The following is a 20,452-nucleotide window of genomic DNA, read 5'->3' as shown; positions in this document are numbered from 1 at the left end:
AACCGCTTCCGCCACCGCAACTCATGGTTTGGCAATCATAGAGTTGCGCGTGGCATTCTATCTTTTATAATGAAAGCGAAAAATGCAGCCAGTTCAAACAGTTAAAACAATTTTATTACGGAAGACAATGAAGATTCTCTACTCTTACATCGCTTTTTTCACCCTCATTCTGGTCATGCTCGGGCTTGGCGGATGTCATCAGTCATCCGAACCCAAGGAGGCCAGAACCACCTTTATTGATGTGCCCCCAACCCCTCCTTTTCCGGCGGAGCAGCAGCCGGAAAAGGAAGATCCAGTTGATGTCTCGCCGGATTCGCGGGAGGATCTCGAGCGCCTTTTTGCGCTGAACAACTATGATCTCGACACGCTCCACGTACATGGCGTACCTAAAATCATCATTCACAATCTGCCTGATGATCTTAAGGAAGTTGGCGCTGTGAGTGAAAAAAAACGGCTTTTTTTCCTGACCCTGCTCCCCATGATTCTGATGGCCAACGAAGAAATCCAGGCCGAACGGGATACACTGATCTCGCTTTTTGACTCATTTGACAAAGGGAAACTGCCTGGGGCGTCAGAATTGGAACGCTTGGCCAGCATCCAGCGCCGCTACAAAATCAAAGGCGATCCCCTGACGGACGAGGCGGTGCGACAGAAACTTCTCACGCGGGTCGACATATTGCCGCCGTCACTGGTGCTGGCTCAGGCCGCGAATGAATCCGCCTGGGGCACCTCCCGCTTTGCCCGCCTGGCCAACAATATCTTCGGTGAATGGACGTTTACTCCCGGAACGGGGATCGTCCCCGAAGATCGCCCTGAAGGTGAGAGCTACGAGGTGCGTAAATTTCCAAGCATCTACGATTCTTTGAAATCCTACATGGCCAACCTCAACACCAACGGGGCCTACGCGCCGCTGCGCGAGTTGCGCGCACAGATGCGCATGCAGGATGAGCCGCTGCAAGGCACGGAACTGGCAAAGGGCCTTCTGGCCTATTCAACCCGACGCGAAGCCTACGTCGCGGAAATTGCCGAAATGATCCGCTACAATCGACTCAACAAATTCAGTCAGGCCAGCCTGCGCGGGTCATGATGCGGATCGACCCAAGGGGGCCCATGGCATAGCAGCCATCAGTCAATAAGAAGCCGGGAGAAAAATAATCTCCCGGCTTCTTTATTTTTCCAGCGTTGTCTTATCCAGATATCTACTCAGGCACTTCGGGGCGAAGCCACAGGCGCCCGAACCAATGCCACCGACCGTCGGCCCCCTGAGCCGTCAGAGTATACTGAGTCCGTCGTCCCTGCAGCGGATTTTTCGCCTGAACAACAATTCGCCAAGGGTTGTCCGGATCGACGCGCACCTCGCCCTGAGGCTGCCCACCGACAAAAAGATTGATACGGCCGGGATCGATTCCTGCGGCTGGATCTATCTGAATTTCAAGGCTGGGGGGATTTGCGTCACCAACCACAGGGTTTTCAGGAACAATCGAAAGAACCGGCAGGGGCTTCATCCGAGCTTTTTCACGAAAACCATCGAGGGTCGCGTATGGGCCACCCATGGGAAAACGAGGCAACCGCAAAGCATCACTCCCTGAACCAACCACACCGGAGGTCTGCACTGCCGCAGCCTTGAATCCGAGATCACGGATCAATTCCACAACTTCCGGAGACCATTCGCCGTAGGGATAAGCAAACAGTTCCGGCTCGCAATCGAGGTTCTTCCGGAAGGCCTGCTGGGCACGCACAATATCGGCTCTGAGCCGACCCAGCCATTCCTCACGACTTTCACCATCAAGGCGGTTGACCATGTGGAGATGGCTGTAGGAGTGGTTACCGATTTCCACCCCGGCCGCTTTTACCTCTTTGAGTTCATCCCACGACAGATAACCACGCCCTCCCACGCTTTCAACCTGAACGAACAGGGTGGCGGGATAGCCAAACTCCTGCAACAGGGGCACCGCCCCTTCAAGAAAGCTCTGGTAACCGTCATCAACGGTGATGACGGCAGTCTTATCCCCCAGGGGCTTGTCGAGCCGCAAGCGCTTCGCCACCTCACTCAAAGACAGAACCTGATAACTGTTCTCCTTCAGGTAGGTCAGCTGCTGCCGGAACACTTCCAGCGATATATTGGTCGAGGGATAACGGTCATCACCGAATCGATGATAAACAAAGATATTCGCCTGATCGGCCCAGGCCGTACCGCACAACAATACGAGTCCGATAAAAAAGGCGACTGTGCGTCGCCTCCATTTCCTTCCATCAATCATTTTTGCCATCTCCTTTAACTTTACTGCGCAGGAAGCGACGGATTGCGTTACGCGCCTTGGGTGTCACAGCCCAGTCGAGCCATTTTGGCAGGACCTCGGGGGCCGCACTGGCTTCAATGGCGACCTGGTCGCCATCGAGCAGACGGTAACGCAGCAGGCGCGTTTGTCCATTGACGCGGGCACGTCGGGCATAAAGTCCCAACTCCTCATGGATCTCGAAAGCAAAATCAAGGGCACTGCTTCCTTCGGGAAGCGTACGCATATCGCCGGCCGGCGTATAAACCTGAATGGAGGCCGAAGCCAAACGCAGGCTCTCGGTATCAAAAGGCGACTCTCCCTCCAGAAGCGATTTCATCAAGCCGCGGAAATTGGTGGCCCTGAACTCGAATCCGGGCGCAAGCACACCGGAATCATTGAATCGCGCAAGCTTACGCGTGGTGATTTCAACCCGCATGCGATATTCGTTCGCCTGAACGGTTGTTTTAATCGCCTGGTAGCCGAACTGGGAGGTAAAATGAAGATGGTCGCGCAGCTTTCCTGGGATGGGCGGGAAAAGGCTGTGCAGAAGGCCCAGTGCGAGGTAGGCGTCCATAGTTCGGTCAACCTGGATCTCCAGGGTGTAGAGCGTGGAAACGCCACGGCCAAGCACCTTGGCGGCAGGAATGGAAAAAGGACGCCAGCGGTCGCGAATAAGAACGTCGAGCTTCTGCTTTTCAGCCGCATTCTGAAATTTGGAACGGATGCGGCGCAGCTTCGGATCGACCCGCTCACGCAGATGATCCATGGTGTTGCGATAACGACGGTAGCGGCGGGGATAGAGGATGCGCAGGGAGAGCGCCTCCAACTCAGAGGAAACCCGCCCCATTCCGAGATGCCGGGCCAGGGGAACATAAATAGCCCGCGTCTCTTCAGCGATCAGCTTCTGTTTGTTGGGCGCCAGTGCTCCGATGGTTTGAAGATTGTCGATACGGTCCCAGAATTTGAGGCATAGAACGCGGACATCTTCGATGGCCAGAAGCACGGTCTTACGGTAGGTCTTGGCTTTGAGGGTTTCACGGCTGAGGTTTTCATCGGATGCTTTGGTCAGGCCGTTGACCAGAACGGCAACTTCTTCGCCGAACTCATCCTGCACCTCTTCAAGAGTGACGGGCGTATCTTCAACCACATCATGAAGTAGTGCGGCAAAGACGGAATTGAAATCCATCCAGTGCCTGGCGGCCAGATGCGAAACCCGCAGAGGATGAAAAAAATAGGGTTCGCCGGACTTGCGGAACTGCCCCTCGTGGCTGGTGCGGGCGAGATCGATGGCTTTCTGCAGGAGGGTGATGGACGAATCGAGTTGCTGCTCGCTCATGCCCCCACCGTAGTGAGTCACCAGCAGCTCCATGATTTCAGAAATCATGCGTTGTTGTGTTCGTTCATCAAACTCAGGCATATGCCTACCGTACTGGATCAGTTACAGGAATATTTCAGAAGGTGAAGTTCCTATGGTAATGGGTTTTGGATTCGCGGGCAAGATGATATCGCGCAAAGCCTTTTCGAGGATCGTCTTTGTCACAGAACAGGGCTTCTCCTTATGATCTAAACCCACACTCGAAGGCGGGGTTCAGCCTGGACTTTTCAACAACAATTAAACAGCGCGCCCGATCTGGTCGAAAGTGACCATCAGGGGATTTCCTTATTGCTCACAAACCAGCGAACTGTCGACACTTTTTGATAAGCTATTGTTTTTATTGTGTTTTTTCGTTGCACATTTTTTATGCATTTCGTTATTCAGCCCGTGATCTCGCCCCTCGCGGCGACCTTTTCAGGGTTTTCCAAGGACTTTTCCACAGCTTCTGTGGACAAGTCGTATCGTCTTTTTTCAGGGGAAAAATCAGAAGCTGAAATGTTCATGAACAGTTCTTGTTAAAAATCGAAAGGCCCCCACCTGGAGGCCATTCGAAAACGATGAAAAATCCCTTATATTACGCCCCGCAAAGAGGAAAAACCTCTTTCAGTCGACGCAAAGTGGTTTCCCGCCCAAGGACCTGGATGACTTCAAAAATGCTCGGGCTGGTCGTGCCTCCGGTCAACGCAACACGGACCGGTTGAGCCACTTTCCCCAGCTTGAGCTCATAATCTTTCATCACCTTGTTGAAAACCGCCTCGATGCTGTCGTGGTTCCAGTCGGAGGCTTTCTCCAAACCTGCAATGAGGCTCTTAAAGACGGGAACTTTGTCCTCCGTAAGAAACTTGGCGACGGCCTTGCCATCGAATTCAAGCTCTTTTTTGTAATAGAAGGCGGCCCCATCGGCCATTTCCACCAACGTCTTTGCGCGGTCGCGCAGGGTGGTCACAACCTCCGGCAGAGCGGGTCCGCCTTCAGGGCTGAGCCCCTTGGCTTCAAGAAACGGACGCAGCAACTCTCCCAGACGCGCCGGATCGCCGGTCTTGATGTAATGCTCATTGAGCCACAACAGCTTGCCGGGGTTGAAGACTCCTGCCGCCTTGCCGACATGCTCCAGGGAAAACTTCTCGATCAGCTCCTGCATGGAAAAAATTTCCTGATCGCCATGGGACCACCCCAGGCGCACCAGGTAATTGACCAGGGCCTCGGGCAGATAGCCCATCTCCCTGTAAGCCATTACCGACGTGGCGCCGTGACGCTTGGATAGACGTGTTTTGTCCTCGCCGAGGATCATCGGGACATGGGCGAATGTCGGCACGTCGTAGCCCAGCGCCTGGTAAAGCAGAATCTGGCGCGGTGTATTGTTGATGTGATCGTCGCCGCGAATAATCAGGTTGATCCCCATGGTCGCATCGTCAATGACAACCACGAAATTATAGGTCGGCGTCCCGTCGGTGCGCTGAATAATGAGATCATCGAGCTCATCGTTGCTGAAGGTGATCGCCCCTTTGATGCGATCGACAAACGTCACCGCGCCTTGCTGGGGAGAGCGAAAGCGCACGACATACGGCTGATCCTCCGGCTGATCTGCCCGCTCGCGGCAGGTGCCGTCGTACTTGGGCTTGCGCCCCTCCTCCTGGGCCTTTTTACGCTTCTCCTCCAACTCCTCCGGAGTACAGTAGCAGCGGTAAGCCAGTCCCTTTTCGAGAAGCTCTTCGACTTTTTCACGGTAGAGGTCGAAACGTTCCGACTGGTAATACGGCCCTTCATCGTAGCTGAGTCCAAGCCATTCCATGGCATTGAGGATGGCATCGGTGGATTCCTGGGTGGACCGCGCCACGTCGGTATCCTCGATGCGCAGGACAAAGGTGCCTTTTTCCTTCCGTGCCAGCAGGTAGTTGAACAGTGCGGTTCGTGCGCCGCCGATATGGAGATACCCGGTCGGGCTGGGCGCGAAACGGACTCGCAGGTCAGACATAAGTCACTCCTTGAAATACGTTTTGTAACTGTCCAGCATGGGATCGCAACTCCCATGACAAGGGCCACTTTTCGCCATCCCTGGCCGTTCGATTGGCGCCCTCCCTGGCGCCAAACGCCCTTGTCATGGGAGTTGCGATCCCGCGAGGTGAATAGCTACTACGTTTTTACATAAAAAAGGGCCGCCTCGTAAGTAAGCGACCCCGTCTTATATACTGCAAAACCCGCAATATGCCAAGGATTTTATAATCTCACCTGATCGCCGGGGGCTTATTCGACCACAAGGCCGGCATATCCCACGACCTCACGCCGGTCGCCGGTGACATCCCCGCTGTTGCCGTATCGCACCAGGGTGGCCTTTTTGGCTCCCAGGCGGTTGCAGGCGCTGAGCATGACCACTGTCGGCACGACACCGCACATGGTGATCCCCTGTTCGGCGACAACCCGGTAAAGCCCTACCGGGTCTAGGGCGAGGATCTGATCGATGGCGGCCATGTCTTTTCTCTGCGCATCCTGCGCGGATTCGTAATGGGTCATATCCGAACTGGCCACCAGCAGGATCTCTCGACCATCTTCCCGAAGAACTTCGGCCATCTGTTCACCCAACCCGACCAGTTCATCGGGACGGGCATGGGACAGGCAGATGGAAACGATTCGGAGGGAAGGATTGAGATATTGAAGAAACGGGAGTTGAACCTCAAGGGAGTGCTCAAACCGATGTGCCGCTTCGTCTTCCTGCAGAAGATCGCAGGATTGAACAAGTCTCCGGCTCAGTTCGGCATCGATTTCACTGCGCCCCAGAGGGGTTTCCCAGGCTCTCCCCGGGTAGACGGCGGCTTGGTGCCCGGCACCCTGATGGTTGGGGCCCAGGATCACAACGGTCTCGGGAACATGAACACAGCTGAAAACGGCACCGGCAATCGCGCCGGAATAGACGTAGCCGGCATGAGGGGAAACAACGCCCAACGCATGCCGCTGTTCCCCTTCCGGGACAAGGGCCGCAACGGTTTCGCGCAGGGATTGTTCCTCACCGGGGTAGAACTGTCCAGCAACGGCAGGTTTACGCACCATGGCAGATCTCCTCAGGTCTTTAGAACCAGACTTTGTAAGCAATCCGCAAACCAATGAAAATCAGAAATACCGCGAAGATCTTCATCAGTCTATCATGCCGCGTATGTGAAGCAACCCGGGCTCCAACACGTGCGAAAATCATGCTCAGGGGCGCCACCAGCACCGCCACCAGCAGGTTGACGTACCCCAGGGAAAATGGCGGCAGATGGGCCTCGCTCCATCCCAGGGAGAGATAGCACAGCGTACCCCACAGCGCGGAAACCATAACCAGCGCACTGGAATTGCCCACGGCCAGATGGATGGGAAGACGCAGCAGAACCACCATCAGGGGAACTGCGACAACTCCTCCCCCGATACCGAAGAATGCCGAAAAAAAACCGCCGCAGCCACCGACCACAAAAAACTTCCAGACCGCAATGCCTTTCCGTTCTTCCGGAGGTAGATGAGGATGATATAAAAACATCTTCAACCCGACTCCCACCTGCATGATACCGAATAAGGCCTTGAGGACTTCTCCCGGCAGATTGACCGCCGCCATTGCCCCCATAACAGCGCCGAATATGGCGGCAAGCCCGAGATAAACGACCTGATGCCAGTCGACGTTGCCTCTTTTGCGATGACCGAGAGTGCTGCTGAAAGCGGTCGGAACGATAATCGCCAGGCTGGTGCCGAAAGCCATATGAACAATCAGGTCGGAAGAAAATCCGGCGACCTCGAACGCCCACAGGAAAAGAGGAACCAGGATAACGCCGCCGCCGATGCCGAAAAGACCGGCCGTAAACCCGGCCAGAGAGCCGAGGACGAGAAACAGGCTGAGACTTTCAAAAGTGAGGAGATGCATGGGAGTGAGTGTAACCGAAATTCACTCGGAAGCAGAAATGAAAAAAGCCGGTACGAAACCGGCTTTTTCTTGGAACTGGAGGCCCCGACCAGATTCGAACTGGTGATGGAGGTTTTGCAGACCTCTGCCTTACCACTTGGCGACGGGGCCGAACTTGTGAGGCGTATGAATATCAGAATCCTGCGGCAGGTGTCAAGGACTTTTACTCTCCCGATCCACCCTGATCTGAATAGCGCGCTGCCCTGTCTGCTGCCCGGTACTGAAACGCACGAAATCTCCGCCAATATCACTTCCACCGTAAAAATGACCGGCCAGGTCGACCCAGCGACCAAGGGGTACAGGAACCCGCGTCATCGCCTCCTGAAACAAGACCGGCCGGGCACCGGAGGATTCTGCCGCATCGCCGGCAAACTCACGCAAATAGGGTGTAACTTCAAGCAGGACCTGGTCGCCGTGCAACCTGGGGCTGACAAAAAAACCGGTTTCCACGCTCTGGAAATCAATCCGTCTGGCCATGCCCCGTCCGCCATACTTTCCGACCCACACGGCCATTTCAGCGGTATAGGGAACCTCCTGCCCCACCGTGATCATGGCCTGTCCTCCATCAAGAACCCGTACGAACTGATTGACGGTTTCAGAAGCATTGCCGAGCCGTTTAAGCCCGCCGTCTTTCCCTGCCCCTGTACTATCCTCCCCATAGTGCACTCCGCTGTCGATCGAGCGGGAATCCTGTCGCACGGCAACCCGCAACACCTCCCGTTCGACATCGAGATCTTCGATGATTTTCGCCGCATCAGCCAACTCCGCAGCATCTCCCCGCAGAATCACGGTATTCCCCGAGACGGCAATCCTGACCTCACCTGCGAACAGCTGTTCGAGCACTGGCACCAGCTCGCGCGCCTGGGCATGTTCGAGGACAATGGAGCGAACTTCTGCATATCCGATCACCGGACTGAAAAACAGCATGGCAATAAAAATCATCACTAAAAGCGGCAAATTCCGCATTTGCGCCTCCAATCTGCTCCTTCCAGCCAGAATTGCAAATCAATGTAGCAGGTCTGGAAAGAAAAACAGGAGCGAACCGCTGCCGGTCCCCCCTGTTTTTCCAATTCATGCACACCAGGAATCACGCCCCCACATCACGGCCGAAATTGCGGAATTCTTCCAGATTGCTGAACTCCGCCCAGGCCAGATGTTCGTTGGGTGCATTGGCGAAATTGTAAACGTTCTCAACGATATTGAAATGCTTCTGTTCCTCCTTGATGATGCGCTCGAGCAGAGTCTTGACCTCAGGATCAGTTTCCTCGGCCAGGGCCTTTTCATAAACCCGGGCACCCTCGGCTTCCATCTTCATGGCATGACGATAGGCCTCAAGATCGCCCTGCAGCTGATCTGCAGACGGCTTCTGTTCGAGCATCCGGGAGAATGCGTTGCGGGCGTTCTCCAGGGCTGCACTCTCTTCCATGGCCGTATTTCCGGTTCGGTCTTTAAGCGTCTGAAACATTTCATGGTGTTTTTTCTCATCGGCCGCCAGATCAAGAAAAATATTTTTGATCCCCTCGACCTGTGACTGTTCGGCCAGTTTTTTATAATAGGTTTCCGCGTCCGTTTCCATTTTCATGGCAAAGTCAAAAACGTTCATTCTTTACACCTCGCTTCTGCTGGAATCTTGACTGTATCCGAAAACTTTAACGGTGCCATTGAGGCTGTCAAGTCCGGCACGGTAATGTTTAACGGCCGAAAAGGCCTTTCACCGCATCTTTCAGCTGTTGCCGCCCGGAATCCTGCTCCCCTTCCGCTCCATCCTTGGGAAGCAGTTTTTCGAAAACCTTCTTCTCGATTTCCTCCCGGGCTTTCTGCTTGACCTGTTCTTGGACACCGGACGTATCAAGAGCAAAGCGGGGTGAGGTGAACGTGCCGGCCACTTTCAAGGGCAACTGGGTCCACCCTTCTTCATCGGCAAGAAAACTGGAGATCTGCCCTTTGCTGTCGAGTTTCTGCGCCAGTGCCGGGGCGAGCAGTGCGTTCAGGCTGAGATCGAGTCCGCCGTCAAGGCCGATGGTGCCCTGCGGGCTGGCCTTGACGCGATCACCGGTGAAGGAGCTGTTGAGCTTCACCCTGCCCTGCTCGATGACGATATTCCCCTTGGCCTGGCCGACCTGGATTTCCTTCAACTCGTCAAGGGAGAGAAACTGCGACAATCCTTCGACAAGGCCGGAGCCTGTAATACGGCCGTCAAAAAGGGCGAAATCCCCCTTGCCGGAGATGTTCCTCTTAATTGTCTCGACCAGAGTTCCCTTGCCCTGCATCGCCAGATCCAGGGACAGATCGCCGAAAACCGTACCCCGCGCCTTGGGAAAAAAAGCCTGCATGAAGGAATCGGCTCCGAGCCGCTCCACGTCGATATTGGTTTGATAGACAAGGCCTTTCTGCCTCAGATCGACCCGGGCTGTGTTGTTGAAGGTTCCGCCGGCCATCTCACCGGTCATTTTATCGATGGTGAAAACGTTGTCGACCAGGCGGTACGCCATATCGAAATTGTTGATGGAAAGCCCCTTGTAGAGCGCCTCGGCGATCTTCACCGTTCCTTCAGCCTGCACAGGAATATCGAAAGGCCCGATTTCTTCAGCCGGCGCTTTTTTTCCTTCCGTGCCGATTGACTTGTTATCGTCTGCCGCAGCCGCCGCGGCAGGACCGGCCAGCAGGGGATCGATCAGGAAGCGCTCGGAAGTCACACTGTTTTTCACCCGGATCGGGGTGCCGAACAGGTTTTCCGCCTGCAGAGCGATATCGGCCCGGTTGTCGCCAATCTTCATAAAAAGATCGCGCGAGCTGAGCTTGTCGCCCTCAATCTCGATTTCACCGGCGATCACAGGGCGCTGCCCGCCGGCAGTCGCCTGCACATCATCGAGGGTGATTTTTGCGGTGCGCAGAAGCTTCATGGGATCTTCGAGAGTTCCCGCCAGGGCGGCCTGCACCTTGACGACACCGGCTGGATCGAGGGGCTTTACATCTTTCACCAGCTCGGCAGGGACCGCGTTGAGCGCCTGCCGCAGATCAATGCCGGGAACAAGCAGGTTGAGATCAAGTTTGGGTTGGGTGGTCATTGAAGCGATCGTCCCTGATGCCTCGGCTACGATGCCATTGAAATCGAGACGGCTGCTTGCCAGATCCACCCGATCGGCGGCAAGGTCCGCTGCCACATCGTAGTCCAGCCGGATTGTCGCGTCGCGCAGCGGCGCGTCCTTGAGATCATCGAGCACCAGATCAAGTTCCTTGAGAGTCACGCTCCCCTTGGAGACGACTTTCTCCATCCCCCCTTCTGCATCCAGGTCAAGGTCGATTTTCAGGCCACCCAACTTGCCGGGGAGCTGATCCCGAAAATAGGGAGCGAACCCGCTGACGTCAAAATCCTTCAATTCAATACTGGCTTGACCCTGCTGCCTGCCGATGTCGGCTTGACCGTCCACAGCCAGCTGCGAACCGTTGAGGCGACAGGACACTTCAAAGGGGAAGGCGCGATTGAGAGAAAGATCGCGAGCGGCCACATCGAGTTCATCTATCTGGTAGCGGTAGGGCGCTTCCGCGTTGATCATGCGGTCGATGAACAGAAGCTCGCCGCCGCTGAGACGTACCGTCGAAACCAGCAGGTTAATGGGCGCCCCGCCCCCGTCGCTTGAATCCGCCGGCTGCGGTTCAGCAGTTTCGGCATTTTCAGCGTCGGATTTTTCACCGGTGAGATCGTCAAAACTGAAAGAGCCGTCCTCCATGCGAACCACCCGGATCCTCGGATTCTCCAGACGTACTTCATCCACCATGACCTGCAGCAGAAACAGGGGCCAGAACTTGTAGCGCAGCACAACCTCGTCAGCACTGACAAAATTCTCACCCCCGTCTTTTTCCTTGACGGCCAGATCTTTCAAAGAGATTCCGGAAAGGATGCTGACCTCGATATCACCGAGCTGCACCTCGCGCCCCAAGGCATCTTCGGCGATGGGCAGAACGGTGGAGCGTACCCGCTCAGGAGTAATGAGTACCTTGGCCAGAATTGCCACCGCCACGACAAGAACCAGTAGAACGGCAACGATAATTGCACCGATTTTTACAAACTTGTTCATAGGAACTCCCTGGAAAAGAAAATGAATTTTCAAATTTATACAAAATGATCTTGAGCACCGCCCATTTCCAACACGGCCTGCCACTGTTCCTCGGTCACAGGCTGTATTGAGAGGCGATTGCCCTTTCTCAAAACATCCATCCCGGCCAGGATCGGGTGATCCCGCAGCACATCGCGCGTCAGCGGACGCGCCAGGTCTGCAGCATTCTGGACATCGACCATAAACCAGATAGGCTTGTCCGGACTGGCGCGCATATCAAATCGATCATTTTGCGAGTGCGTCAATCGTTGATTCCTTACTTTTTTTGATATTCTTGACTTCGGTCAAAGTGAGTTGAATCCGCATGGGGTATGTTCGCTTCACAGTCGGATCAATCACGCGGGAAATTATAACCGATCAGACAAATTTCGCGAGTTTTCACCACAACAATCCCCAGTCACAAAGGAGAATCAACATGAGCAAAATTCTTGAATTTCTCGGTCTGAAGAAACAGAAGCAGGATTCCACCGACACTCCTCAATTTGATTCCAAAGATGTCAGCATGTTCTGTTATCAGTGCGAACAGGCCGCTCAGGGCACCGGCTGCACCAAAATCGGCGTCTGCGGCAAGCAGCCCGATGTCGCGGCATTGCAGGATCTGCTGGTTTACACTCTGAAAGGCATCGCCTTCTGGGGAAACCTGGCGCGTGAAAGGGGTGCGAAAGATCCTGAGATCGACCGCTTTATGATTGAAGGCCTGTTCACCACCGTCACCAACGTCGACTTTGACGCCGAAGCCGTCGCAAAATTTGTCCGCAAAGGCGTTGAAATGCGCGACAAGGCTCGCTCACTGGCGGAAAAAGCACAGGGCGGCCCTCATATTCCCGAAGCGGCCGGCAGCTGGAAGCTCGCGTCGACCACTGCGGAGATGGTCCGACAGGGTGAGGAGCACGGAGTCAAGGACGACAGCGTTGATCCCGACGTCAAATCGGTGATCGAACTGCTCATCTACGGAATCAAGGGCTATGCGGCCTATGCGGATCACGCCTATATCCTGGGCCTGGAAGACGACCGCATTTACGCATTTACCCACAAAGCATTGGCCGCCACGCTCGACAAGAATCTCGGTCTGATGGACTTTGTCACGCTGGCTCTCGAATGCGGTGAGATCAACCTGATCACCATGGAACTGCTCAACAAGGCCCACACCGACGCTTATGGGCACCCGGTCCCGACGCCCGTCCAGCTCGGCACCAAAAGGGGCAAAGCGATCCTGGTCTCCGGCCACGACCTGAAGATGCTCGAAGAGCTGCTCAAGCAGACCGAAGGCAAAGGGATCAATATCTACACCCATGGCGAGATGATTCCCGCCCACGGCTATCCCGGCCTGAATAAATACGCTCACCTGGCCGGAAACTTCGGCGGTGCCTGGCAGGATCAGGCCAAGGAGTTCCAGAACTTCCCCGGCGCAATCATCTTCAACACCAACTGCATCCAGCGCCCGGCGGATAATTACAAGGATCGGCTGTTCACTTGGGGACTGGTGCAGTGGCCAGACGTCAACCACATCGACGGTTGGGATTTCTCCGAGGTCATCAAGAAGGCGCAGGAACTGCCTGGCTTCGAAGATAATCCCGGAAAAGAGATCCTGGTGGGCTTCGGCCATAATGCCGTTCTCGGCGTTGCCGACAAAGTGATCGAAGCCGTCAAAGGCGGCCAGATCCGTCACTTCTTCCTGATCGGCGGCTGCGACGGCGCCAAGAGCGGGCGCAACTACTACACCGAGTTTGCCGAAAAACTGCCTGAGGACACCGTCATCCTCACCTTGGCCTGCGGTAAATACCGCTTCAACAAGCTCGACTTCGGCGACATTGGCGGCATTCCGCGCCTGCTCGATGTCGGCCAGTGCAACGACGCCTACTCGGCGGTCAAGATCGCCCTGGCGCTCTCCGAAGCCTTCGAGTGCGACGTCAACGATCTGCCCCTGTCAATGATCCTGAGTTGGTACGAGCAGAAAGCGGTTGCTATCCTGCTGACTCTGCTGCACCTCGGAATCAAGAACATCAAGATCGGCCCGAGCCTGCCGGCGTTCGTCACGCCCAACGTGCTCAACTTCCTGGTGGAGAAGTACAATATCGCTCCCATCGGCACGGCCGAAGAAGACATCAAGCAGATTCTTGGCTGATCCGGAACAGGATTTCAACCCTGAGTATATGAAAAAGGCGCGGAGGAAACCCCGCGCCTTTTTCTATTCATGGGACAATGGGATTTATGAGAGCTATGAGACTTATGGGATTCATGCTTTTGATCTTTTCATGGGTCCCATTGCTCCCATCTCAACACCCTACTTCACAACCCCGACAAATTCCGCTGCAGCGTCGATCAGGCGCTGCAGTTCTTTTTCATCACCGGCTTCCCCGTAGACCCGCACCACCGGTTCGGTGCCCGATTTCCTGAAAAGCACCCAAGTGCCGTCTTCAAAGAGGAACTTGCAGCCGTCCAAGGTAATCACTTCAGCAATCTTTTTGCCGGCCAGAGCCTGCGGCGGTGATTTGATCTTCTCGGCGAAAGAATCCTCCAGCTCAGGGGTCAGACGGAAATTTTCACGCCGGGCGTGGAATTCGCCGACGCGCTGATAGAGATCGCTCAGCAGCGCACTCAACGACTTCCCTTCGACCGCAACCATTTCGGCAATCAGCAGACAGGCCAGAATCCCATCCTTGTCGGGGACATGGCCCTGCACGGTCAGACCAGCACTTTCCTCCCCGCCGATCAGAATTTTATCGTCGCGGATATATTCGCCGATGAACTTGAAGCCGACAGATGTCTCCAGCACTTTCTGCCCGTGATGGCGGGCCACGGCGTCGAGAAAATGCGAGGTCGCCACTGACCGGGCCGCGTCACCACGCTTGCCACGCCGCAGCATGTAGTCGTACAGCAGCGGCAGAATATAGTTAGGCTCGATGTAGGTTCCATCACCGTCAATCACCCCGTAACGGTCGGCATCGCCATCGGTGGCCAGTCCCAGGGCGATATCATCACGTTCTTTGACCAACTTGATGAAATCAGGAATATGAGCCTTGGAGGGCTCGGGGGGCATGCCGCCGAAATAGGGGTCGCGGTGGTCGTTCATGGTGACCACCTTGACGCCGGCCTCCTGCAGGAGGGTGTCGAGATAACCGCGCGCCGTTCCGTACATGGGGTTGACCGCCAGGGTCATGCCCGAACGGGCAATGGCGTCAAAATCGACCAGCGAGCGAATCGCTTTGAAATAAGGTTCGCGGGGATCAATCTCCTCCACCAGGCCTGCGCGCACCGCCTTATCCAGGGCCATCTCCTTGTAGCAAACCTGCCCCAGCATGGCATTGGCGCGCTTTTCAATGTCGCTGGTCGTTTCCGGCAGCGCCGGACCGCCCCAGGAGGGCGAAAACTTCAACCCGTTGTACTCCGGGGGATTGTGACTGGCGGTAAAATTGATTCCACCGCCGGCCTGGCGACGAAGAATCTCGAACGCGATCACCGGGGTCGGCGTATCGCGATCACAGACCATGGAAAGGATTGAAGCCCCGGCCAGAACGCGGGCGGCTTCGTGGGCGAAACGCTCACCCATAAAACGGGCGTCATAGCCGATGACAACCCCCTTGTCGGCCTCCCCTTGTGCATGAAGATAATCGGCGATGGCCTGCGTGACGACCTTGACATGGTCGAAAATGAAATCTTCACACATGATGCCACGCCATCCCGATGTACCAAACTTAATTTGCGCCATTCGTCATTCCTCCTGAATTGCGAATACTAAAAACCCAAAAGACAAACCCTCTGTTTGATGTAAAAATACCACAGAGGAATCAACTTTGCGACGCCCCGGAATCCTCATTATCTCCGTTGCCGCAGTAAGGCCACTGATAGTCCGGGATATCAGCCACATACGGACAGTCCGCCGGCAGAATGCCGCGAGCAGCGATCTCCGGTGTGAGGCGGACACAACCCGACCGCAACGTCTCGCGCTGTTCATAGACGGTACAGAGACGGGTCGCAAGGTCAAGCTTTTCGCATGGGCGGTCAGTGTAATAGACGTTGCCTTCGTATTCGATTTTTTCATAGCAGCAGCGTCCGCACCGTCGACAGCGGGCTTCCCATTGATCATCAGTTTTCACATCCACTCACCCTGCACTTAATTGCTCAAAGTAAAAGACAAAACGAAAAAATGACTTTTTTCGCATTGTCGCATTGACTTGGCCAGATTGAACCATTATTATTCAAAATTCTGAGTATTCACCGCACCAGAAAGATATTAAGGAGGAAACACCCATGCAGTGCCAGACAGTTCTCCCCGGTACCGAATGCACCTTTTGGGCTAAATCGGGTTGCACATTTGAAGGAAATTCCTGCCAGGTCATCGTTGAAGACTGCGAAGGCTGCAGCCGCATCGTCGAAGGAACCATCGGCAAGGTCTGCTCCGCCTACCCTGATCCGGCGAAAAAGTGGGAAGCAGGCCTGTGCAACTTCGCCACCCACAAAAAGGTCGACATCAAAACCGTGGAAGCCAAGATCAACCCCCTCAAGGCTTCCAAGAAGGCTGCCGCCAAGAAGAAGTAACTCTTCATTTCAGCGGGAGCAGCATTCTCAGGGCAGGCGGCCGCAAAGGTCGCCTGCTTTTTTTGTGCTCCAATTGTACCCAAAACTAAAATCGCAAGACAGGTCGCAGCGCGGCAAAGCATTCCCCATGCAAAGGATGTTTGTCGCCAGGACGGCGACAATCAAGCCCCAGGGATGGGTTCATGCGGTCCTTTGCATGGGGAATGCTTTGTCGCGCCCCCACGGACATTCAATCGAACAAATTCAGATAAACCAGGTCACCAGCAGCGGAAGGATAAAAGCGGTCACCAGGCCGTTGAGGCCGATCGCCAGGCCGGACACCGCCCCCCCAAGGCGATTCTCTTCCAGCATGCGCGCAGTGCCGATGCCGTGCGAAGCCGTCCCCACCGCAAGCCCCATGGCGACGGGATCCCGCACCCCGATCAGGCGGCAGAACTCCGGACCGCAGATCGCCCCCAGGCAGCCGGTCAACACGACCAGCGCCGCCGTCAGCGGTGCAATCCCGCCGATTTTCTCCACGATGCCGATCGCGATAGGTGTGGTCACCGATTTGGGCGCCAGAGACAGAACGACATCCCGACTGCCCCCCAGCAGCCAGGCCAGCCCCGAGGCGGAAACGATTGAGGCCACTGCGCCTGCCGCAATGCCCAGCAGAATCGGCTTCTTGCGGGACATGATCTCCTCGCGGCGGTTGTAAAGAGGTACCGCCAGCGCTACAACGGAGGGACCGAGCAGAAAATGTATGTAGCTTCCGCCCTCAAAGTATGTCTGGTAGGGGATGCGGAACAACAGCAGAAAAACGATAATCGACCCGATGGAAAGAGCCACCGGGTTAAAGAAAATGCTGCCGGTGCGCAGATACATCTTCTGGGCCAGCGCATAGGCCGCCAGGGTCAGGCCGATACCGAATACCGGCAGTTCAAGCAGCTCACCCCACATCGCGAGTCTCCCTGGAGGATAACCGCAGAGCGACGCGACCGGTCACAGCCATGACGACGAAAGTACTCACCACGGTCGCAACGACGATCGGCAGCCATTCGGCGGCGATCAGATCGAAATAGACCATCACGCCGACGCCGGCCGGGACGAAAAACAGGGCCAGGTGCGACAGCAGAAGTTCGGCGGCCTCCTGAATCCATTGCACCTTGACCCATCCTCGCCACAGGCAGATCAGCAGCAGTCCCATCCCCATGACATTGCCGGGAATGGGCAGATGAAAAAAACGCGACAGCAGCTCTCCTATGAACTGCATGCCGAGTAGAATCGCCATGCCACGCACCATGGGATTATCCTCCTAAACGTTGCGCCCAAGTTCTTCCTTGAGCCCCGCGACCACGGCGGCCACCTCTTCCCGAATATCTTTCGCACCAGTTGAACGCTCATGGAGCAGAAATTTCTGAAACCAGTCAAGAGCCTGTCGTGATTTTTCCTGATCAAGACAGATGTTGCCGAGAGTCAGATAAGCTGCGGAGAATTCGGGATCGAGTTCAATCGCACGTCGGCATTCCTGCTCAGCTGTTTCCAGGTCTTCAGTGTCATAGCAGATCTCTCCCAGGCTGAAATGCGCCTGGGCATCCTCGGGGTCAATCTCGATAACACGGCGATAACTCTCAAGCGCCTCATCGAAGCGCCCTTCGGCATAGTGAACATCTCCCAGAGAGTTCAACGCGAAAACAGATTGGGGCTCAAGCGCCAGCGCTTTCTCATAACAGTTTCGAGCCTCGCCGATCTCTTCACGGTGGAAATGAACCAGCCCCAGGCTGACCCAGGCATCCGATTCATCCGGGAATTCATCCAGGATGTGCCGATAGACGTCCATGGCTTCCTTCGCCTGCCCCAGTTCGAACATGAGATCGCCGAGGGCGTAACGGTAATCCGTTTCCCGGGGGTCAAGGGCAACAGCTTTTAGGAGATGATCGCGGGCCTGGGCGCCATTGCCCTGTTCAGCCAGGGCTTCGGCCAGCGCCGCATGCACGTCGGCGGCATCAGGATCGGCCGCGAGCACCTTGCGGAAACATTCGGCCGCTTCGCTGAACTGCCCCGTCTCCAGCAACTGCTGCCCTTGGACAAGAATCCGTTCCAGTTCCTGCATTTGAGTTGACCTTTCTGCGAAAGAAACGCTGGCAGCGCTTCCAAGTGAATTCAATACCCCAGATCGGCGTTGATGAGACAGACCTGAATATCAGTGAGGCGCGGCGCGCGATCAATTATTGTAGTGATTCGACAGATACGGTCAGGCGAGTTGCAATCACTGCACAGACCGGTGCTGGCACAGGGCGTATTGAGGTTGAGACGCCGCGCGTTGGGCGGAGAAGCAATATCCTTGACCCGGCGCAGGGCGCTGTCGAGGTCATGGGTGATTTTATTCACACCCGCGACCACGATTACCCGTTTCGGACCGAAGGCCATGGCGCAGACACGATTGCCGACGGCATCGATATTGACCAACTGCCCCTGCAGGGTCATCGCGTTGGTGCCGGTGAAAAAGAGATCGCAGCGTTGCTCTTCGCCCATCACCTCGCGCTTCTGCTCTGGGGTCAGACCGGGGCGTCCATGAACGAGCGTTTTTTTTCCGGCTTCTTCGCACCGGGCCGGCAGCCCCATTTCGGCAAGGGTCATCGAGCCGCCAAAGCCGACCGTTTGAGCTTCAGCAGTCTGCTCCATGAGAAAAGGCACGGCCTCTTCCACACTGTCAAAAACATGGGCACCGAACCCGTTTTTCTCAAAAGCCTTGGCTGCAAGTTCCAGCAGAGTGCGACGGTGCCAGTTAAAATGTTCATCCATCAGATATCCTCCTGTTCGTTCAGAAGTTCATTCATGACTTCAAGTCCTGAAAGCAAACCCAACGGATCTGCAGAGATTTTTTCGACAGGAATGCCAAGATTTTCTTCCAGGCCGCTCAGCGTGACATCATCCAGAAGTATATCCTGTTCTTCCCTGAGAAGCGCATCGGGAATAAACAGAGCCTGCCCCAACGGCTGCCCTTCAAGCTGCGCAAGAATATCGCCGCCGGTCAACAGACCCGCAACCGTAACCTGCCCCCCGAAGAAACGGTTGCGGATGGGATAGACCCTGATCTTCACGCCGGTGCGTTCACTCAGCTGGGCGGCATATTCGCGAATCTGTGCAGCGGCCGATTCGCCCGTCACGACAGAAACCTCCTGTAATTCCAGGGGCTCTGCGCGGGCCAGCGCCTTTGCCGCCTCGGAACGGAACAGGGCCAGCATGCCGACGCCGTTTTCCCACTGCGGCAGATCCTCATACTCGGCAAGGTCGGGGATATCGCGCCCGGCCTTAAGATAAAGCTCATCGGCGGCAAATACAAACCGGCGACCGTCGGACTCCAGAAAACGTGCCTGAAAGCCCTCGACGCGATCAATAATCTGCCGCGCTTCTTCGGCGGTCGGCACCCGCAGGTCCGGCAGGCGCTCACGATGCCCGGTCAAGCCGACCGGCACAACAGCCAGCGAAACGACAGCCGGCGCCAGGGAATGCAGATCTTCGATGGTCTGCTCGAGGTAGCGACCGTCATTGATCCCGGGGCAAAGGACGATCTGGGTATGGAGCTCGATGCCCGCATCAGTCAGTCGCCGCAACAGGGGCATGATGGAGGGGGCTTCGGCCCCCAGCAGCCGGTTGCGCAGATCATCATCAGTCGCATGCACGGAAATGTACAGAGGGGAAAGATGCTGCTCGACAATGCGGTCGAAGTCATCCTCGCTCAGGTTGGTCAGGGTGATGTAGGATCCGTAGAGAAAGGAGAACCGATAATCTTCATCCTTGATGTAAAGCGTGCGGCGCATGCCGCGCGGGAGCTGGTGTACGAAGCAGAACACGCAGTTGTTGCCGCACTGCCGCGGGTCGGGGTGTTCGAACTCCATCCCCGGATCCTCGTGAGGCTCCCTTTCGATATGCAGTTCCCACTGTTCACCGTCGCGACGCAGGACATCGAGGATGAATTCAGAGCGGCGCCCACAGTAAAGGTAATAATCAAGCAGATCCCGAACCGGCTTGCCGTCGATGGAGACCAGTGCGTCACCGACTTCAAGTTCCATCTCTTCGGCTATGCTTTCAGGGTATATATCGGTGATTTTCAACATCGGTTCATTCCGGAAAATGGGCAAAGGCGAGAGCGGAGAACAGGAACCTGCCGCCCACAAAACGCAAAAGCCCCGCCGGACGCATCAAGCGTCAGTTGGCAGGGGCTTTTACAAGT

General features: G+C 55.8%; 18 protein-coding genes, 1 tRNA gene and 1 pseudogene. 3 read left to right on the top strand and 17 right to left on the bottom strand.

The features are described 5' to 3' along the window. Window positions 1-127: 127 nt before the first annotated feature. A complete protein-coding gene (locus GSUB_RS07150) occupies window positions 128-1,087 on the top strand; it encodes a glucosaminidase domain-containing protein (protein ID WP_052464697.1) in 960 nt (319 codons plus the stop codon). Window positions 1,088-1,199: 112 nt separating this feature from the next. Here the strand turns inward: GSUB_RS07150 and GSUB_RS07145 are convergent, their stop codons facing one another. The 10 genes and pseudogenes from GSUB_RS07145 to GSUB_RS07100 all read right to left on the bottom strand — a co-directional run bounded on the left by GSUB_RS07145 (window position 1,200) and on the right by GSUB_RS07100 (window position 11,942). Continuing rightward, entirely contained in the window at window positions 1,200-2,261 is a 1,062-nt protein-coding gene (locus GSUB_RS07145; protein WP_052464696.1) for a polysaccharide deacetylase family protein, read from the bottom strand. A 175-nt stretch (window positions 2,262-2,436) separates the two neighbouring features. Next, a pseudogene (locus GSUB_RS07140) lies at window positions 2,437-3,615 on the bottom strand (HD domain-containing protein); the annotation flags it as partial. Between the two features lie 613 nt (window positions 3,616-4,228). Then, window positions 4,229-5,629 carry a glutamate--tRNA ligase gene (gltX, locus tag GSUB_RS07135; RefSeq protein WP_040199957.1) on the bottom strand — a complete coding sequence of 467 codons (1,401 nt, stop codon included), beginning with the start codon at window positions 5,627-5,629 and terminating at the stop codon, window positions 4,229-4,231. Window positions 5,630-5,898: 269 nt separating this feature from the next. Next, complete coding sequence (amrB, locus tag GSUB_RS07130) at window positions 5,899-6,699, bottom strand: AmmeMemoRadiSam system protein B (RefSeq protein ID WP_040199956.1); 801 nt, start codon at window positions 6,697-6,699, stop codon at window positions 5,899-5,901. A 19-nt stretch (window positions 6,700-6,718) separates the two neighbouring features. Continuing rightward, on the bottom strand, window positions 6,719-7,540 hold the full coding sequence (locus GSUB_RS07125; protein WP_052464694.1) for a sulfite exporter TauE/SafE family protein: 822 nt from the start codon (window positions 7,538-7,540) through the stop codon (window positions 6,719-6,721). 76 nt (window positions 7,541-7,616) lie between these two features. Further along, window positions 7,617-7,690: transfer RNA gene (locus GSUB_RS07120), tRNA-Cys, on the bottom strand. 42 nt (window positions 7,691-7,732) lie between these two features. Continuing rightward, window positions 7,733-8,545: a secretin N-terminal domain-containing protein gene (locus GSUB_RS07115; RefSeq protein ID WP_144401974.1), complete on the bottom strand. Its 813-nt coding sequence runs from the start codon at window positions 8,543-8,545 to the stop codon at window positions 7,733-7,735. Between the two features lie 121 nt (window positions 8,546-8,666). Further along, complete coding sequence (locus GSUB_RS07110; protein WP_040199954.1) at window positions 8,667-9,182, bottom strand: ferritin-like domain-containing protein; 516 nt, start codon at window positions 9,180-9,182, stop codon at window positions 8,667-8,669. 88 nt (window positions 9,183-9,270) lie between these two features. Beyond that, a complete protein-coding gene (locus tag GSUB_RS07105) occupies window positions 9,271-11,658 on the bottom strand; it encodes an AsmA family protein (protein WP_040199951.1) in 2,388 nt (795 codons plus the stop codon). A 35-nt stretch (window positions 11,659-11,693) separates the two neighbouring features. Continuing rightward, on the bottom strand, window positions 11,694-11,942 hold the full coding sequence (locus GSUB_RS07100; RefSeq protein WP_052464692.1) for an EVE domain-containing protein: 249 nt from the start codon (window positions 11,940-11,942) through the stop codon (window positions 11,694-11,696). Window positions 11,943-12,199: 257 nt separating this feature from the next. Between GSUB_RS07100 and hcp the strand changes: the two genes are divergently transcribed. After that, complete coding sequence (gene hcp, locus GSUB_RS07095) at window positions 12,200-13,822, top strand: hydroxylamine reductase (RefSeq protein WP_144402073.1); 1,623 nt, start codon at window positions 12,200-12,202, stop codon at window positions 13,820-13,822. A 159-nt stretch (window positions 13,823-13,981) separates the two neighbouring features. Here hcp and GSUB_RS07090 read toward each other — a convergent pair whose 3' ends face one another. Further along, on the bottom strand, window positions 13,982-15,406 hold the full coding sequence (locus tag GSUB_RS07090; RefSeq protein WP_040199947.1) for a phosphoglucomutase/phosphomannomutase family protein: 1,425 nt from the start codon (window positions 15,404-15,406) through the stop codon (window positions 13,982-13,984). 79 nt (window positions 15,407-15,485) lie between these two features. After that, window positions 15,486-15,794 carry a CxxCxxCC domain-containing protein gene (locus GSUB_RS07085; RefSeq protein WP_200890176.1) on the bottom strand — a complete coding sequence of 103 codons (309 nt, stop codon included), beginning with the start codon at window positions 15,792-15,794 and terminating at the stop codon, window positions 15,486-15,488. Between the two features lie 154 nt (window positions 15,795-15,948). Between GSUB_RS07085 and GSUB_RS07080 the strand changes: the two genes are divergently transcribed. Then, window positions 15,949-16,236, top strand: a complete 288-nt coding sequence (locus tag GSUB_RS07080; RefSeq protein ID WP_040199946.1) for a PxxKW family cysteine-rich protein — start codon at window positions 15,949-15,951, stop codon at window positions 16,234-16,236. A gap of 243 nt (window positions 16,237-16,479) precedes the next feature. Here GSUB_RS07080 and GSUB_RS07075 read toward each other — a convergent pair whose 3' ends face one another. The 5 genes from GSUB_RS07075 to GSUB_RS07055 are packed head-to-tail and all read right to left on the bottom strand — an operon-like array spanning window position 16,480 to window position 20,336. After that, on the bottom strand, window positions 16,480-17,175 hold the full coding sequence (locus tag GSUB_RS07075) for an LrgB family protein (protein WP_040199945.1): 696 nt from the start codon (window positions 17,173-17,175) through the stop codon (window positions 16,480-16,482). Beyond that, window positions 17,165-17,518, bottom strand: coding sequence for a CidA/LrgA family protein (locus tag GSUB_RS07070; protein WP_052464690.1), 354 nt, complete (start codon window positions 17,516-17,518; stop codon window positions 17,165-17,167). The genes GSUB_RS07075 and GSUB_RS07070 overlap by 11 nt, the downstream gene beginning before the upstream one ends. 12 nt (window positions 17,519-17,530) lie before the next feature. Beyond that, window positions 17,531-18,328, bottom strand: a complete 798-nt coding sequence (locus tag GSUB_RS07065; protein WP_040199944.1) for a tetratricopeptide repeat protein — start codon at window positions 18,326-18,328, stop codon at window positions 17,531-17,533. Between the two features lie 50 nt (window positions 18,329-18,378). Beyond that, window positions 18,379-19,020 (bottom strand): lactate utilization protein, encoded by a 642-nt coding sequence (locus GSUB_RS07060; protein ID WP_040199943.1) that lies wholly within the window; start codon window positions 19,018-19,020, stop codon window positions 18,379-18,381. Further along, on the bottom strand, window positions 19,020-20,336 hold the full coding sequence (locus tag GSUB_RS07055; protein WP_040199941.1) for a DUF512 domain-containing protein: 1,317 nt from the start codon (window positions 20,334-20,336) through the stop codon (window positions 19,020-19,022). The genes GSUB_RS07060 and GSUB_RS07055 overlap by 1 nt, the downstream gene beginning before the upstream one ends. Between the last annotated feature and the right edge of the window lie 116 nt (window positions 20,337-20,452).

Source organism: Geoalkalibacter subterraneus (assembly GCF_000827125.1).
Taxonomy (GTDB): domain Bacteria; phylum Desulfobacterota; class Desulfuromonadia; order Desulfuromonadales; family Geoalkalibacteraceae; genus Geoalkalibacter_A; species Geoalkalibacter_A subterraneus.
The sequence above is the reverse complement of the archived record's forward strand: the minus strand, read 5'-3'. Positions and strand labels throughout refer to the sequence as shown.